Source organism: Actinomycetospora cinnamomea (assembly GCF_003096675.1).
Taxonomy (GTDB): Bacteria; Actinomycetota; Actinomycetes; order Mycobacteriales; family Pseudonocardiaceae; genus Actinomycetospora; species Actinomycetospora cinnamomea.
On sequence record NZ_QEKW01000008.1, the window covers coordinates 63,471 to 79,435 of the forward strand.

Consider the following 15,965-nt stretch of genomic DNA (forward strand, 5'->3'; position numbering starts at 1 on the left):
GCCGCGCGCGGCCCACGTCACCTCGGGGCCCGTCAGGGCGCGGCGAGGGTGGCCGCGCCGGGGGCCGCGCTGGTCGTGGTGGTCGGAGCCGTGGTGGGGCCTGTGGGGCTCGTCGGCCCGGTGGTGGGTCCGGTCGTCGGACCCGTGGTCGGGGCCGTCGTCCCGGTCGTCGGCGGGACGGTCGGCGGCACGGGGACCGTGGACGAGACGGTCGGGGCCACGGACGGCGGGAGCGGCACGTCGGGGGACGAGGGGACCGTGGTGACGTCGGTGATGGCGCTGCGGGTCGTCGTCTCCCGGACCGCGCGGTCGGTCCCCTCGTCGTCCTCGGGGTAGCCGGTCGACGCACTCCCCGTGGGACCGGGCCCGGGCCCGGACGCCGCGGGCGGGACCGCGGGCCGGTCCGGCGTGGTGAGGCCGGAGACGCCCACGTCGTGCCGGCCCGGCCCCTCGGCGGCCAGGAGCACGATCCCCGACGCCGTGGCCAGCGCCAGCGCCGCACCGCCCAGCACCGCCATCTGCACGCCGCGCCGGGCCCGTCGACGCGGGCGCGCCGGGTCCGGGGCGACCGCGGTGGCACCCGCTGCGGCCGCCGGCGCCACGGTCGCCGGCACGGGGACCGCGTCGGGGACGGGAGCGGGGACGGCGCGGCGCACGATCCCGGTCTCGTCCTCGTCGACGCGGCGCAGGATCTCGGTGGTGCGGGCCAGCGTCTCGGCCGCCTCGCGGGCGGTGGTGCGCCCGCCGCTCATGTCCGCGAGCGCCCGCTCCAGAGCCGGCGCCGCGGGGGCGGTCGGGTCGAGGACCAGTGCGAGGGCGTCGCCGAGGTCGGCGACGTCGGCGTCGGGGTGGGCCGGGGGCACCGCCGGCGTGTCCGTCCCGACCGGGTCGGCCGGTGGGGTCGGGCGCAGCGCCGCGGTGAAGCCGGTGAGCCACGCGAACGGCGCGCCCGGCGTCCCGCCGACCACGATGCTGGCCGGTCCGATGCGCCCGTGCACCACGCCCCGTCCGTGGGCGTGCGCCAGGGCCGAGGCGCACTGCGCCCCGATGTCGGCCACGACCAGCGGGGACCAGGCGCCACGGTCGCCCTCCGGGTCCAGACCGCGACCGGCGACGCTCTGGAGCACCAGCGTGCTCTCGGTGTCCTCGGCGAGCCCGTCGACGTCGAACACCTCGACGAGGTGGGCGTGGTGCAGCCCCGCCAGGCGTCGGACCTGCTCGGTGCGCACGACGAGGTCCTCACCGCGCACGGGCGGCAGCGTGACCATCGCGACCTCGCGGCCGAGCACGGCGTCCAGGCCGCGGGTGGCGTCGTCCACGGCGCCCGCGCCGGGCACCTGCTGGGGGCCGGCGTCGTCCACCCCGGCGGGACGCTCCTCGTGCGGGCCCGAGCAGGACGCGTCCCCGTCCCCCGAAGCCGTGGTCATGCCCGCACCTCCCCACCTCGGGCGCTCAGCCGGACGGGTGAGCGCGATGACCACGGTAGCGCGCGGCGTCACGCTGAGTCGACCGGCCCATCGGCCAGAGCCGTCCGGCCGAAAGGACGAGGGGTTCGGAACGAAGGAAGGGCCGGAGAGCGTCGCTCTCCGGCCCTTCGGTGTGGTGACCTCGGTGGAGGTGCCGGGAATCGAACCCGGGTCCTCCGATCAGCAATCAGGACTTCTCCGTGCGCAGTCCGCCTCGTCTCTGCTCGGATCCACCGGTCCTGCGGACGGGCCGGTGTGACGATCCCAGTCGCTGTGCGATGTCCCGACGGGCCCCGCGACCGGGCCCGGCGGTGAGTCACCTAGTCGATGCCGGCGACCGGGTCGGTGACGAACCCGGGCCGACAGACCTCACCTCTGGCTGTCAGGCAGCCAGAGCGAAGTCGCGCTGACTAGAGTCGGCGCTTATTGCGTTGCGACGCATGGTTAACGAGATCATCGTCGCCTTCCTCGGCACGCTTCTCCTGATGAACCACTCGGAGTCGAAACCAGTCACCCCCTCGGGCCCGCACCGTGCGGGCGGCCACCGATCATAACGCGCCGCCGCGCCCGGTTCATCCCCGCCGCACGGCTCCGTCCGGGCTCGGACCGTCCCGGCCCACGAGCCGCGCCGGCGCGTCGTGCAGCACCGAGCGCAGGAACCCGGCACCCAGGCGGTCGTCCGCCGCGGCCCACGAGGCGATGGCGGCCAGCTGCTCGTGGTAGCCGTACGGGATGTTCGGGAAGTCGGTGCCGAGCAGCACGCGGTCGGCAACGGCGACGAGCCGCGCCGGCCAGTCGGGCGGCACGGGGGCGAACGCCTCGGTGAAGGGCGTGCCGACCATCGTCGTGTCGAGGTGCACGTTCTCGAAACGCTCGAGCAGGCCCAGCGCGGCGTCGTACTCGGGCAGTCCGGCGTGCGCGAGGACGGCGGTCAGGCGCGGGTGGCGGGCGAGCACCTCGGCGAAGACGTCCATGCCCGTGTACGCGCCCGGGATCGGTCCGTCGCCGCAGTGCACGATCACGGGCACGCCCGCCTCGGCGACCAGCCCCCAGGCGCGGTCCAGCAGCGGGTCGCGCGGGTCGTACGCGCCCACCTGCACGTGCGCCTTCACCACTCGGGCACCGGCGTCCAGGGCGTCACCGAGGTAGGTCGTCACCGACTCCTCGGGATAGAGCGTGGCGGTCGGGACGGCCTCGGGCACCTCCGCGGCCCACTCCAGGGCCCACGACGTCAGCCACGCCGCCATGTCCGGCTTGTGCGGGTAGACCAGCGGCGCGAACATGCGCACCCCGAACCCGCGCAGCAGGTCGAGCCGCGTCTGCTCGGGCTCGCGGTAGTGGATCGGCCATGCCCGCCCGTAGTGCTCCTCGGCGTCGTCGAAGTACGCCCACACCTTCTGCAGCATCCGGTCGGGCAGGAAGTGCACGTGGAGGTCGACCAGCCCGTCGACACCCGTCGCGGCCACCCACGTCGGGACGTCGGCGTCGTCGACAGGAGGGCTCACCAGCGGGTCGCGAGCAGGGCTCACCACCCCTTGATCCGCCGCCCCACGATCCGCTCCGCCTCGCGCTTGGCGTCACGCTCGGCCATGGCCTCGCGCTTGTCGTGCTTCGCCCTGCCGCGCACCAGCGCGAGCTCGACCTTGCAGAGCCCGCCGGAGAAGTAGAGCGACAGCGGCACCAGGGTCAGGCCGCTCTCGCGCGTCTTGCCCACGAGGCGGGCGATCTCGCTGCGGTGCAGCAGGAGCTTGCGGGCGCGGCGGGGCTCGTGGTTGGTCCAGGAGCCGAAGTCGTACTCCTGGATGTGCAGGCCGCGCAGCCAGATCTCGCCGTCGGTGACGGTCGCGTACGCGTCGTTCAGCGAGACGTGCCCGGCGCGCAGGCTCTTGACCTCCGTGCCCTGCAGCGCGATGCCGGCCTCGTAGACGTCGAGGACGGTGTAGTCGTGCCGCGCCTTGCGGTTGGTCGCGACGACCTTGCGCCGCTCCTCGGGACGGTTGCTGCTGGCCTTGGCGGGTGCCGTCCTGGTCTTCGCCACAGTTCCCCTCCCCGGATGCTCAGGTGCGCACGTACCACCGCAGCGTCACGTACCCCGTCAGCGTGGCGATCACCGCACCGACGATCACCAACACCGGTCCAACGTATCCGAGCACGTCGCTCATCCCGATCGGCGGGATCGTGTTCGCCAGCAGCCGCCCGGACAGCAGCCGGTCGACGAAGAAGACCTTCCCGAGGACGAGCCCGCCGGTCGCCAGCAGGGCTCCGACCACGCCGGTGACCACCGCCTCGATGAGGAACGGCACCTGCGTGTACCAGCGGCTGGCGCCGACGAGACGCATGATCCCGACCTCGGTCCGCCGGGTGAACGCCGAGAGCTGGATGGTGTTCGAGATCAGCAGCAGCGCCGCGAGCGCCTGCACGATCGCCAGCCCGAACGTCGCGTTGCGCACGTTGCCGAGGAACGCGAACAGGTCCGCGACGGTGTTGCGCTGGTCGACGACGTTGCGCACGCCGGGCCGCCCGGTGAACTGCTCGACGATCTCGGTGCCGCGCAACGGGTCGGCCATCGTCACGCGCAGGGTCGCGGGCAGGCTCTGCGGGCGCACGAGCTGCAGGATCGACTGGCCCGCGTAGATGCGCTGGAAGCGCTCGAACGCCGCGGCGCGGCTCTCGTACTCGACGCCGGCGACCAACGGATTCGCCTCGAGCTCCGCGCGCAGGCCCGTGCACACCGGGCTCGAGCAGTCGGGGTCGGCGGCGCTGGTCGGCTCGTCGAGGGCGACCTGCACCGCGACGAGCGAGTAGTAGAGGTCCTCGGTCCGGTCGATCGTGCGCACGGCGAGCAGGCCCGCACCGAGCAGGCCGAGCGAGATCGCGGTGGTGATGACCATGGCGATCGACATCGTGAGGTTGCGCCGCAGACCGACGAGCGCCTCGCGCCACACGAAGAGCACTGAAGATCCTCCAAGCCGACCGCCGTCTCGGTCCCTATCGGCGTGCTCCATTGTTCTGTCACGCCCGACCCCGCCTTCGGCGGAGGCTTACCGCCCGACCCCGTAGACGCCGCGGCTGTCGTCACGCGCGAGCCTGCCCGACGACAGCTCGACCACCCGCCGCCGCATGGTGTCGACGATCTGGCGGTCGTGGGTGGCCATGACCACCGTGGTGCCGGTGCGGTTGATCCGCTCGAGCAGCGTCATGATCCCGGTGGAGGTCTCGGGGTCGAGGTTGCCGGTGGGCTCGTCGGCCAGCAGCACCAGCGGGCGGTTGACGAACGCGCGGGCGATGGCGACGCGCTGGGCCTCGCCGCCGGAGAGCTCCGAGGGCATGCGGTCGGCCTTGCCCGCGAGGCTGACGAGGTCGAGGACCTCGGGCACCACCGTGCGGATCGTGTGCCGCGGCCTGCCGATCACCTCGAGGGCGAACGCCACGTTCTCGGCCACCGTCTTGTTGGGCAGCAGCCGGAAGTCCTGGAACACCACGCCCATGCGCTGGCGCAGCCGGGGCACCCGGCGGCTCGCGAGGCGGCCGACGTTCCAGTTGGCCACCCACACGCTGCCCCGGCTGGGCACGTCCTCGCGCAGCAGCAGGCGCAGCAGCGTCGACTTGCCCGAGCCCGACGGGCCGATGAGGAAGACGAACTCGCCCCGGTCGATCTCCACGCTGACGTCGTCGAGGGCCGGCCTCGTGGAGGTCGGGTAGACCTTCGAGACGTTCTCCAGCCGGATCACGGCCCGGGATGCTACTGGGCCGTACCCCGGGTGCCCGTCAGGCCGTCAGGCGGCGGTCCCGGACTGCTTGCGCCAGCGGATCCCCGCGTCGAGGAAGTCGTCGATGAAGCCGTCGAGCACCTGCGAGGTCTGCGAGGTCTCCTGGTTGGTCCGCAGGTCCTTGACCATCTGGTAGGGGTGCAGGACGTAGGACCGCATCTGGTTGCCCCAGCTCGAGCCGGAGTCCTTGAGCGAGTCCAGCAGCGCCTGCTCCTCCTGCCGGCGGCGCTCCAGCAGCTTGGCCTGCAGCACGCTCAGGGCCGTGGCCTTGTTCTGCAGCTGGCTGCGCTCGTTCTGGCAGGAGACGACGATGCCGGTCGGGAGGTGGGTCAGCCGCACCGCCGAGTCGGTGGTGTTGACGCCCTGCCCACCGGGGCCGCTCGAGCGGTAGACGTCGACGCGCAGGTCCTTCTCGTCGATCTCGACGTGGTCGCTCGACTCGACCACCGGGGCCACCTCGACGCCGGCGAAGCTCGTCTGGCGCCGGCCCTGGTTGTCGAACGGCGAGATGCGCACGAGCCGGTGGGTGCCCTGCTCGACCGAGAGCGTCCCGTACGCGTACGGCGCGGAGACCTTGAACGTGGCCGACTTGATGCCGGCCTCCTCGGCGTAGGAGGTGTCGTAGACCTCGGTGGGGTAGCCGTGCCGCTCGGCCCAGCGCAGGTACATGCGCATGAGCATCTCGGCGAAGTCGGCCGCGTCGACGCCGCCGGCCTCGGCCCGCACGGTGACCAGCGCGTCGCGCTCGTCGTACTCGCCGGAGAGCAGCGTGCGCACCTCGAACGCGTCGACGTCGGCCTTGAGCGAGGCCCGCTCGCCGTCGGCCTCGCCACGCAGCTCCGCGGCCTCGGCGCCCTCGGACTCGTCGGCCATCTCGTAGAGCGTGCCCAGGTCGTCGAGGCGAGAGCGCAGCGACTCCGCGCGGCGCAGGTCGGCCTGCTTGTGCGTGAAGGCGCTGGTCAGCTTCTGCGCGGTCTCGACGTCGTCCCACAGGTCGGGGGCGGCGACCTGCTGCTCGAGCTCGGCCACCTCGCGCCGCAGACCCTCGAGGTCCATCGCCGCCTCGACGCTGTCCAGGGAGGCGGCGAGGTCCTTCAACTCGGTCGCGGTCGCGTCGTCCACTCCCCCAGCGTAATCGCTCGGCACGCCGCGACCTCCAACGCGGCGGTGCGGCCGGCGGTGCGACGTGACCGGCCGGCGGCTCGCGAGAGGCACCTTCGGGCAGGCCCGCGAGCCTCCTGATCATGCGGAACGTACCCCTCGCCCGGCGCGCCTCGGCGAGAGACGCGACCTGGTCGCGCCAGCACGCGGCGGCGTTCGCCCGCCCGCCCTCGAGCGGGAGGACGTCACCGTGCTGTGACTGCCGGGGAGCCGTTCCGGCTCGTTGCGGGACCGGTCGACGACCCGCCGCCGTTCTAGTCGCCGGCCCGGGCCCCCACCACGAACTCTTCGCGCTCGGCGGCCGACCCCTCGCGCAGCGCGAGGACGGCGGCCAGCGTGATGAGGCAGACCAGGACCATGTAGACCGAGACCGACAGCGAGGTCCCGGTCGCGCCGATGAGCGCCTGGGCGATCAGCGGCGCGAAGCCGCCGCCGAGCACCGCGCCCAGGGCGTACGCGAACGAGGCGCCGCTGTAGCGCACCGGCGCGGGGAAGAGCTCGGCGTAGGCCGCGGCCTGCGGACCGTAGGTCAGGCCGAGACCGACGCCCAGCACGGCCACCGCGAGCAGCATGAGCGGCAGCGACGCCGTGTCCAGCAGCAGGAAGAACGGGAACGACCACACGAGCAGCCCGACCGTGCCCACGAGGTACACCCGGCGCCGGCCCACCCGGTCCGACCAGGCGCCGCTCGTCATGATCGCGACGCCCCACACCACCGCACCGACGATGCCCACGGCGAGCATCGTCGCGCTGGAGACACCGAGGCTGCGGGTGCCGTACGAGGTGACGAAGGCGATCAGCAGGTAGCCGATCATGTTGTTGGCGACGAAGAGCCCGATCGCCACGAGGACCGCGCGGGGATGGTCGCGCAGCACGACGACCAGCGGCGCGGTGCGGCGTGCCCGCTGCTCGCGCAGCCGCGCGAAGACCGGGCTCTCGGACACCCGCGCCCGCACGAAGAACCCGACGGCGATGAGCACGATCGACAGCAGGAACGGCACCCGCCAGCCCCAGGCCAGGAACTGCTCCTGCGTGGTCGACGTGGAGACCACGAGGAACACCAGGTTGGCCAGGACGAGGCCGATCGGCACCCCGACCTGGGGATACGTGCCGAAGAAGCCGCGTCGCCCCTCCGGGGCGTGTTCCACGGCCATCAGCGCGGCCCCGCCCCACTCCCCGCCCGCGGAGAGCCCCTGCAGCAGCCGCAGGGCCACCAGCAGGATCGGTGCGGCTACACCGATGCTCTCGTAGGTGGGCAGCAGGCCGACGCCGACGGTCGAGACGCCCATGAGCAGCAGCGTGGCGACCAGCATCCCCTTGCGCCCGAAGCGGTCGCCGAGGTGTCCCGCCACGATCCCGCCCAGCGGGCGCGCCACGAAGCTCACCCCGATCGTCGCGAACGACACGAGCAGGGCGGAGCTGGCGTCGAGCGCGGTGAAGAACAGCTGGCTGAACACCAGCCCCGCCGCGCCGGCGTAGATGAAGAAGTCGTACCACTCGATGGTCGTGCCCACGAGGCTGGCGAGCGCGACCCGGCGGACGTCGCCCGGCGACGGTTCGGTTTCCTCGTCGCGGGACCTGCTGGCCGGGCTCTGCGTCATCGCGGGCTCCCTCGTCGGTGGCGCGGGGACGGTAGCCAGCCGGACCGACACCGCGGAAGACCCCACCGACGTGCCCCGGGGCTCAGCCCCCCGCCACCGGCTCGTAGCGGCTGAAGCGCCGGGTGAAGCTCGCGGTCCCCGAGGTGAGCGACCGCAGGTCCACCGCGTAGCGCAGCAGCGCCTGCTCGGGGACCTCGGCGCGCACGAGGGTGCTGCCGGGGCCCGCGGGCTCGGTGCCCACGACCCGGCCGTGCCGGGACGCGAGGTCGCCGAGCACCGTCCCGAGCTGGCTGTCGTCGACGGTCACCTCGACCTCGTAGAGCCGCTCCATGACGATCGTGCCCGCCGCCGCGACCGCCTCCTTCACCGCCAGCGACCCGGCGGTCTGGAAGGCCTGGTCGGAGGAGTCGACGCTGTGGGCCTTGCCGTCGACCAGCGTCACGCGCACGTCCACCACCGGCCGCCCGGGCGTGACGCCCGCCTCGAGCTGCGCGCGTACGCCCTTCTCGACGCCGGGGATGTAGGCCCGCGGGATCACCCCGCCCACGATCCTGTCCACGAACTCGACGCCCGACCCCCGCGGCAGCGGCTCGATCTCGATGCGGCACACCGCGAACTGCCCGTGCCCGCCGGACTGCTTGACGTGCCGGCCCAGGCCGGACGCCGGCCCGGCGACGGTCTCGCGTTCGGGCACGGCCACATCGGTCACCTCGACGGTGGCCCCGGCCGCCCGCAGGCGCGCCAGCACGACGTCGGCGTGCGCCTCGCCCGTGCACCACAGCACGATCTGGTGGGTGTCCTCGTTGCGCTCGACGCGCAGCGTGGTCTCGGTGGCGGCGAGGCGCGCGAGCCCGCGGGCCATCGCGTCCTGGGCCGACCGGTCCGCCGCCGTCACCGCGACGGGCAGCAGCGCCTCGGGCAGCTCCCAGCCGTCGAGACCGACGAGGTCCTCGGCGCCGCACAGCGTGTCACCCGTGGCGACGGCGCCGAGCCGGGTGAGCGCGCAGACGTCGCCCGCGACGCACCACGGCACCTCCCGCAGCGTCGCGCCGAGCGGGGCGTAGACCCGGTTCACGCGCACGGTCTCCCGGGCGCCGTGGCCCGCGTCGGCGGCGCCCGTGGGGTCCTCGCCGTCGCGCGGCGCCGGGACGCGCAGCGGGTCGGCGCAGACGTTCAGCGTCGTGTCCGGCGTCAGGCGGCCCGAGAACACGCGCACGAGCGAGACCCGGCTGCCCTGGGCGTCGGTGCCGGTGTGCACGACCTCGGCGACCAGCGGGCCGTCCGGGTCCGGGGCGACCGGGTCGTGCCCGGCGCCGTCGGGGGCGTGCGCGGGCAGCGGCGGGTGGGCGGTCGGCGGCGGGACGGCGTCCACGACGAGGTCGAGCAGGGTCTCGAGGCCCGCGCCCGCGGGTGCGCAGACGCCGGCCACGGGCACGAGGGAGCGCCGCGCCACCGCGGTGGCCAGGTCGGTGCGCAGGGCGGCGAGCGACACGGGCTCCCCGGAGATCCAGCTCTCGAGCAGCGCTTCGTCCTCGCTCTGCTCGATGAGGGTCTCGACGAGCTCGCGGCGCAGGTCGTCCTCGTCCTCCGCCGTGTCCTCCGCCGTCGGGTCGGGGCCCTCGGGGTCGAGCAGGGGACGGACGGCGGTCACCGTGCCGTCCGCGGCCCGCTCGGTGCGCGTCACCGGGACGAGGACCTCCCCCGATCCGGCCGCCACCTCCCGGCACGTCGCGAGCGCCGCGGCCTCGTCGGCCCGCTGGTGGTCGAGGCGCGAGAGCACGAGCACCGCGGGCAGCCCGGCGCGGCGGCACTCGGCGAGCAGCGCCGAGGTCGGGGCGGCGGCGCCGTCGGCGGCGTCGGCCGTGCCGACGACGAAGAGCACGGCGTCGGCGGCACGCAGGCCCGCGCGCACCTCTCCCAGGAAGTCGGGGCAGCCCGGGGTGTCGACGAGGTTGATCTTCATGTTGCGGTGGGTGAGCGAGGCCACCGCCGGCGCGACCGAGCGCTGCTGACGCCGGGCGTCCGGGTCGTGGTCGGTGACGGTCGTCCCGGCGGTCACCGAGCCGGCCCGCGGGATCGCGCCGGCGCACGCCAGCAGCTCCTCGACCAGCGTCGTCTTGCCCGCCGCCATCGGGCCGACGATCGCGACCGAGCGCAGGGCGGCCGGGTCGTCGGGCGCCAGCCCGTCCCCGGTCCGCCCGCCCCGTGCTCTCCGTGTGCTGTCGCCTGCCTTCGTGCCACCCATGACGACCACCTCGCCGCGCGTCGAATCCGCCGTCGGCGGCCGGGCCACGGGAGATCCAGCGGCCCGTCATCGCGCCGACACCCTCAGTCCACATGAGTGACCGAGATCACGACAAGGGGGTGGTCCGGGTCCGATCTACTCGATCGTGAGGGCGGCGAGGCGCTCGCGGTGCTCGTCGGCGGTGCCGAACAGCGGCGCCCGGCGCCGGGCGCGCTTGTAGAAGAAGTGGGCCTCGTGCTCCCAGGTGAAGCCGATGCCGCCGAAGAACTGGATCATCGCCCCGGTGGCGGCCCACGCGGCGTCGGCGGCCTTGGCCTTGGCCACCGAGACCGCGATGTCCGTGGCCGGGTCGCCCGCGTCGGCCGAGTCCACCGCGTGCGCGGCGAAGAGCACGGCGTGCTCGGCCATGGTCACGCCGACGTGCAGGTCGGCCATCGTGTGCTTGATCGCCTGGAACGACCCGACCGGCACGCCGAACTGCTTGCGGTCCCGGTCGTAGTCGACGGTGCGCGTGAGGGCCTCGCGCGCGAGGCCGACGAGGTCGGCCGCGGTGAGCACCGCGCCGCGGGCGAGCACCGCCGACACCGCGTCGGCCCCGGCGAGGCCGCCACCGGCGAGGGCCTCGGCCGGGGTGTCGGTGAGCTCGACCGCCGCGACGCGGGCCGTGCCGTCGTACGTGCGCTGGTCGCGCACCGCGAGGCCCTGCGCACCGGCCTCCACCAGGTAGAGCCCGGGCGCGCCCGACGGGTCGGTGGCCGCGACGACCATCAGCCCGGCGACGTTCGCATAGTCGACCGGCGACGCCGTGCCGGAGAGACGGACCGCGTCGGAGGCGCCCGCGGCGTCCACCGTGATGCCCCTGCCGTCCCACGACCCGGCCTCGCCGCGCAGCGCCACCGTGCCGACGGTCTCGCCCGCGGCCAGCGCGGGCAGCCGGCGGGCCTGCTGCTCGTCCGAGCCGGCGAGGCGCACCGCTTCGGCGGCGAGGACGGTCGCGGTCCAGGGCCCGGGCGCCACGCCGGCGCCGAGCTCGCGGGCCACGACCTGCGCGTCGAGCAGCCCGAGGCCCAGGCCGTCGTGCTCCTCGGGGACGAGGACGGCCAGGGCGCCCTGCTCGGCGAGGCCCTTCCACAGCGTCAGCGGGTGCCCGTCACCGTCGGGATCCTCGACCACGCCGCGCACGGCGTCGAGGTCGAAGCGGTCGGCGAGGAACTCCCGGACCGTGGTGGCGAACGCCTGCTGGTCGTCGGTGAGCGCGAAGAACACGCCGACGCTCCTATCGGGGCAGGCCGAGCACGCGCTCGGCGACGATGTTGCGCTGGACCTGGGACGAGCCGCCCCAGATGGTGACCGACCGCGACCACATGGCCTGGTGCTGGAACGGCGCGAGGTCGACGTCGGGACGCGGGGCGGCGAGCGAGGACTCCGGGCCGAGCACGTCGTCGAAGGCCTCCCAGAGGTCCTGGAACGTCTCCGACCACTGCAGCTTGGTCATCGACGACTCGGCGCCGAGGTCACGGCCCTGCTCGACCTGCGTGAGGATGTGCATCGCGTGGTAGCGCAGGCACTCCAGCTCGACGAGGCAGTGCGCGAGCTTCTGGCGGGCCACCGGGTCGTCCGACCGGCCGAAGCGCCGGGCGTGGGAGACGATCTCGTCGTACTGGCGGCGGAACTCGGTGTACTGCCCGACGCCCGAGGCACCCCGCTCGAAGGAGAGCAGCAGCATCGCGGTGCGCCAGCCCTCGCCGATCTCGCCGAGGCAGTCGCTCGCCTCGACCCGCGCGTCGGTGAAGAACACCTCGCCGAACTCGCTCGCGCCGCTCATCTGCTTGAGCGGGCGGGCCTCCACGCCGGGCTGGTCCATGTCGATGAGCAGCATCGACAGGCCCTTGTGGCGCTCCGAGCCCGGCTCCGTGCGCACGATGGTGAAGATCTTGTCGCCGTGCATGGCGTTCGTGGTCCAGATCTTCTGGCCGTTGACCACGAACTCGTCGCCGTCGCGCACCCCGCGGGTCGACACCGCCGCCAGGTCGGACCCGGCGCCGGGCTCGGAGAAGCCCTGGCACCAGATGACCTCGTTGCGCAGCATCGGGCCGATGATCTCGGCCTTCTGCTCCGGCGTGCCGATCGCCATGATCGTCGGCGCGAGGAAGGTGAGGCCGAGGACGTTGACGGTCTGTGGCGCGCGGGCGCGCACCGTCTCCTCGTCGTAGATCGCCTTCATGCCCGGCGTGCCGCCGCGCCCGCCGTACTCGGTCGGCCACTGGATGCCGGAGAAGCCGGCAGCGGTCTTGCGGGCCTCCCACTCGCGCCGGAGGCGGAACGACTCGTCCGGGTCGAGGGACTCCCAGAAGCCCGGCACGGTCCACTCGGCCGGGATGTTCTCGGCGAGCCAGGTGCGCAGCTCCGTGCGGAACTGCTCCTCCTCGGCGGTGTAGCTCAGGTCCACGGCGCCACCCTGGCAGAAGCCCCGGGTCGTCGCAGGACCGGGCCTACCGACCGGTAGGGGGAGCCTCGCAGCCGATCACCCCGCGGTCGGCCTTGAGGGCGAGGACCCGGCGCGCGCTCTCCTCCAGGCGCCCGGCGAAGTCCGGGTCGTCGGCGGCCTCGGCAGCCAGCGCCGCGACCATCGGCGACACGTCGCCCGGCCGGACGGTGAGGACCTGGTCGCCTCCGGCCTGGACGAAGCGCACGGCCCGCTCGCCGACCGGGACGTCGGCCAGGGCGGCGGCGGCGCCGACGTCGTCGGTGGTCACCACGCCGGTGAAGCCCAGGCGTCCGCGCAGCAGGTCGGTGACGACGGCCCGGGAGAACAGGGCCCGGCGGTCGGGGTCGATCTTCTCGTAGACCGCCGAGGACATCATCACCACGGGGGCGCCGGCCTCGATGCCCGCGCGGAACGACGCGAGCCCCGGATCGTCGACCCCGGTGACGTCGTCGGCGGCGTCGGCGAAGTCGGTGTTCTCCCGCACGCGCCCGAGCCCCGGGAAGTGCTTGAGCGTGGTGGCCACCCCGCCGGCCTCCATGCCCTCCACGAAGGCGGCCACGGCACGCCCGACACGCTGCGGGTCGGTGCCGAAGCCCCGGTCCAGGGCCCCGACCGGCTCGTTGTCCTCCCCGAGCGCGGGGTCGACGACGTCGGCGACGGGGGCGAGGTCGAGCGTCACGCCCGCGCCCGCCATCTCCCGCGCCCAGTCCTGCGCGTCGGCGCGCAGCCCCGCGACGTCGCGGCCCTGGGTCGCCGCCGCCGGGATGCGGGAGAACCCGTCGCCGGCGAGGTCCTGCACGCGCCCGCCCTCCTGGTCCACCGCCACGATGACGGGGATCTCGGCGGCCTCCTGCACCTCGCGCACGGTGGCGGCGACCTGGGTGGCCGACGCCTCCCCGCCCGCGGCGTCGGTGAGGATCACCCCACCCGCACCCTGGGCCAGGGCCGCGCGCCCGCCCTCGGTCAGGCCGTCGGCGGGCACCCCGGCCATGACGAGCTGGGCGGCCCGACCGCGGGTGTCCAGGCGGCCCAGCACCGCGTCGACGCACGCCACGGCCGGGTCGACGGGGGCCGCCGCGGTCGGCGACGTCGGCGCCGAGCGGGCGCCGGGCGCCCCGGACGGGCCCGGGGCGGGGGGCGGCGCGGCGGGCTCCGCGCCGCAGGCGGCGGGCGCCAGGGCCAGCACGGCCGCGGCCAGGGCGACCAGGACGCGGGAGGGGGCGCCGGACGTGGCGGCGCGGGCACCGGGCATGGTGCCGGGATTGTGCCGTACGGGCACGGGGCACCTGGTGGCGACCGGCCCCCGGTGGCCAGCAGACGGGGAGGGACGGGCGCCGCATGACCACCACACGCCGGACCCGGACGCTGCACGGGGCCCGGATGTCGTACGTGGAGGCGTGCCCGGACGCCGTGCGCGGCACGGACGATCCGGAGGTCGTCGTTCTCGTGCACGGCGTCGCGGGCAGCGCCGAGACGTGGACCCCGGTCCTGCAGGCGTTCGAGCGCTCCGGCTGCGATCGGCTGTTGCTCGCGCCCGAGCTGCTCGGACACGGGGAGTCCGCCGGCGTCGGCGGCGACCACTCCCTCGGCGCCTACGCCAACGGGCTGCGCGACCTGCTCGCGGTGCTCGGTCACCGCCGGGTCACGCTCGTCGGGCACTCGCTCGGCGGCGGCGTGGCCATGCAGTTCGCCTACCAGTTCCCGGAGATGTGCTCGCGGCTGGTGCTGGTCTCCTCCGGCGGCCTGGGTCGCGGCGTGAGCCCGCTGTTGCGCCTGGCCTCGCTGCCCGGCGCGGAGTGGGTGCTGCCGGTGCTCGCGTCCTCGGGCCTGCTCGGGCTCGGGGTGCGGGCGCTGCGCACGGCCGCGGCGCTGCCGGGCCTGGCCGCCGAGGCGGTGTCGCTGCGCGAGACCGCCCGCCACGCCGCCTCGCTCACGGAGCGGGCGCACCTCGACGCCTTCGTCGACACGGTCCGGGCCGTGATCGGGCCGGGCGGGCAGCGGGTCAGCGGCACCGACCGGCTCTACCTCACCGAGGGCCTGCCGACGATGGTCGTGTGGGGCGCGCGCGACCCGGTGATCCCGGTCGGGCACGCCCGGAGGGCGGCCACGCTCATCCCCCACGCGCGCCTCGAGCTGTTCGGGCGTGCCGGGCACTTCCCGCACTGCGACGAGCCGGAGCGCTTCGCGGCGCTGCTCACCGACTTCTGCGACGCCACCGCGCCCGCCGACCTCGACGTCACGAGCATCGGGCCGCGCGTCGCCTCCCGCGGCGCCTGAGGTCCCGCTACCGGGGGTGCCGGCACTGGTAGGCCAACGCCGGGGGCAGGTTGCGCCACACCGTCGGCGTCACCCGCACCTCGGAGAACGCCTCCTCGAGCACCGCGCGGAACCGTCGCTGGGTGGGTAGCACCCGCACGTGGCTGTAGGCGAACGTCGTGAACGGCGCGCCGGGCGCCAGGACCCGGGTGACCTGCTCGATGATGCCGCGCTGCGCGTTCTCCGGGAACAGCGTCCACGGCAGGCCGCTGACCACGGCGTCCACCCGGTCGACCCCGGCGTCGGCGAGCAGCTTCTGCAGGTCGGCCGCGTCGCCCTGCACGACCTCCAGCCACGGGCGCGTGCCGCGCAGGTGCTCGACCATGCCCGGGTCGATCTCGACGGCGAGGTGGCGCCCGCCCAGGGGCAGCCGGCGGCGCACGGCCCCGCTGACCACACCCGTCCCGGGTCCGAGCTCGACCACGACGGGACGCCCGTCGGCGGGGACCACGGAGGCCAGCAGGTCGGACAGGGCCCGCCCGCTGGGGGCCACCGCGCCGATGACGGCCGGGGAGCGCACGGCCGAGGAGAGGAACGTGACGAGGTCGCGAACGGGGCTCACAGCGGACACAGTGGCAGCTCCGCATCCGGATCGCCCACCCGAGGGGCGGTCAGCGCGGGTCGACCACGCGCATGAGGATGAAGGTCACGAGCAGCAGGATGAGGATCGACAGGTCGAGGCTGACGTTGCCGATGCGTACCGCCGGGATGATGCGGCGCAGGAGCTTGACCGGCGGGTCGGTCACCATGAACAGCACCTCGAGCCCGGCCGCGGTCGCCCCCGCCGGACGCCAGTCGCGGGCGAAGCTGCGCACGATCTCGACGACGAGCCGCCCCACGATGAAGAGCCACAACAGGAAGAGGGCGTAGTAGACGAGCAGCAGGGCGAGCTCCATGGGTCCAGAGTGCCTGACGCGG

Annotated in this window: 14 protein-coding genes and 1 other RNA gene; 1 reads left to right on the top strand and 14 read right to left on the bottom strand. The window is 74.5% G+C overall.

Translation table 11 applies throughout. The annotated features are described in order from the left end of the window. Window positions 1–32 precede the first annotated feature (32 nt). From C8D89_RS16290 to C8D89_RS16345, 12 genes are all read right to left on the bottom strand, one after another. On the bottom strand, window positions 33–1,427 hold the full coding sequence (locus C8D89_RS16290; RefSeq protein ID WP_133251930.1) for a protein kinase family protein: 1,395 nt from the start codon (window positions 1,425–1,427) through the stop codon (window positions 33–35). Window positions 1,428–1,609: 182 nt separating this feature from the next. Beyond that, window positions 1,610–1,984: a transfer-messenger RNA gene (gene ssrA, locus C8D89_RS16295) on the bottom strand. A 54-nt stretch (window positions 1,985–2,038) separates the two neighbouring features. Next, window positions 2,039–2,995, bottom strand: coding sequence for an amidohydrolase family protein (locus tag C8D89_RS16300; protein WP_423717081.1), 957 nt, complete (start codon window positions 2,993–2,995; stop codon window positions 2,039–2,041). Then, window positions 2,992–3,504 carry an SsrA-binding protein SmpB gene (gene smpB / locus C8D89_RS16305; RefSeq protein ID WP_116709188.1) on the bottom strand — a complete coding sequence of 171 codons (513 nt, stop codon included), beginning with the start codon at window positions 3,502–3,504 and terminating at the stop codon, window positions 2,992–2,994. Before smpB ends, C8D89_RS16300 begins: the two co-directional genes overlap by 4 nt. 19 nt (window positions 3,505–3,523) lie before the next feature. Next, window positions 3,524–4,420, bottom strand: a complete 897-nt coding sequence (gene ftsX, locus C8D89_RS16310) for a permease-like cell division protein FtsX (protein ID WP_279323387.1) — start codon at window positions 4,418–4,420, stop codon at window positions 3,524–3,526. A gap of 87 nt (window positions 4,421–4,507) precedes the next feature. Further along, the gene (gene ftsE, locus C8D89_RS16315) at window positions 4,508–5,197 is read right to left on the bottom strand and encodes a cell division ATP-binding protein FtsE (protein WP_116709190.1); all 690 of its coding nucleotides are present in this window, start codon (window positions 5,195–5,197) and stop codon (window positions 4,508–4,510) included. 45 nt (window positions 5,198–5,242) lie between these two features. After that, complete coding sequence (gene prfB / locus C8D89_RS16320; protein WP_116709191.1) at window positions 5,243–6,358, bottom strand: peptide chain release factor 2; 1,116 nt, start codon at window positions 6,356–6,358, stop codon at window positions 5,243–5,245. Window positions 6,359–6,651: 293 nt separating this feature from the next. Then, the gene (locus C8D89_RS16325) at window positions 6,652–7,998 is read right to left on the bottom strand and encodes an MFS transporter (RefSeq protein WP_116709192.1); all 1,347 of its coding nucleotides are present in this window, start codon (window positions 7,996–7,998) and stop codon (window positions 6,652–6,654) included. Window positions 7,999–8,080: 82 nt separating this feature from the next. Then, a complete protein-coding gene (locus tag C8D89_RS16330; RefSeq protein WP_116709333.1) occupies window positions 8,081–10,243 on the bottom strand; it encodes an elongation factor G in 2,163 nt (720 codons plus the stop codon). 135 nt (window positions 10,244–10,378) lie between these two features. Further along, a complete protein-coding gene (locus C8D89_RS16335; protein WP_116709193.1) occupies window positions 10,379–11,509 on the bottom strand; it encodes an acyl-CoA dehydrogenase family protein in 1,131 nt (376 codons plus the stop codon). 10 nt (window positions 11,510–11,519) lie between these two features. Then, window positions 11,520–12,692: an acyl-CoA dehydrogenase family protein gene (locus C8D89_RS16340; protein ID WP_116709194.1), complete on the bottom strand. Its 1,173-nt coding sequence runs from the start codon at window positions 12,690–12,692 to the stop codon at window positions 11,520–11,522. Between the two features lie 43 nt (window positions 12,693–12,735). Then, window positions 12,736–13,983 carry a glycoside hydrolase family 3 N-terminal domain-containing protein gene (locus tag C8D89_RS16345; protein ID WP_116709195.1) on the bottom strand — a complete coding sequence of 416 codons (1,248 nt, stop codon included), beginning with the start codon at window positions 13,981–13,983 and terminating at the stop codon, window positions 12,736–12,738. A gap of 86 nt (window positions 13,984–14,069) precedes the next feature. Between C8D89_RS16345 and C8D89_RS16350 the strand changes: the two genes are divergently transcribed. Beyond that, window positions 14,070–15,008, top strand: coding sequence for an alpha/beta fold hydrolase (locus C8D89_RS16350; RefSeq protein ID WP_116709196.1), 939 nt, complete (start codon window positions 14,070–14,072; stop codon window positions 15,006–15,008). A gap of 7 nt (window positions 15,009–15,015) precedes the next feature. Here C8D89_RS16350 and C8D89_RS16355 read toward each other — a convergent pair whose 3' ends face one another. Next, a complete protein-coding gene (locus C8D89_RS16355) occupies window positions 15,016–15,609 on the bottom strand; it encodes a class I SAM-dependent methyltransferase (RefSeq protein ID WP_243418157.1) in 594 nt (197 codons plus the stop codon). 49 nt (window positions 15,610–15,658) lie between these two features. Continuing rightward, window positions 15,659–15,943, bottom strand: a complete 285-nt coding sequence (locus C8D89_RS16360; RefSeq protein WP_116709197.1) for a YggT family protein — start codon at window positions 15,941–15,943, stop codon at window positions 15,659–15,661. Window positions 15,944–15,965 lie beyond the last annotated feature (22 nt).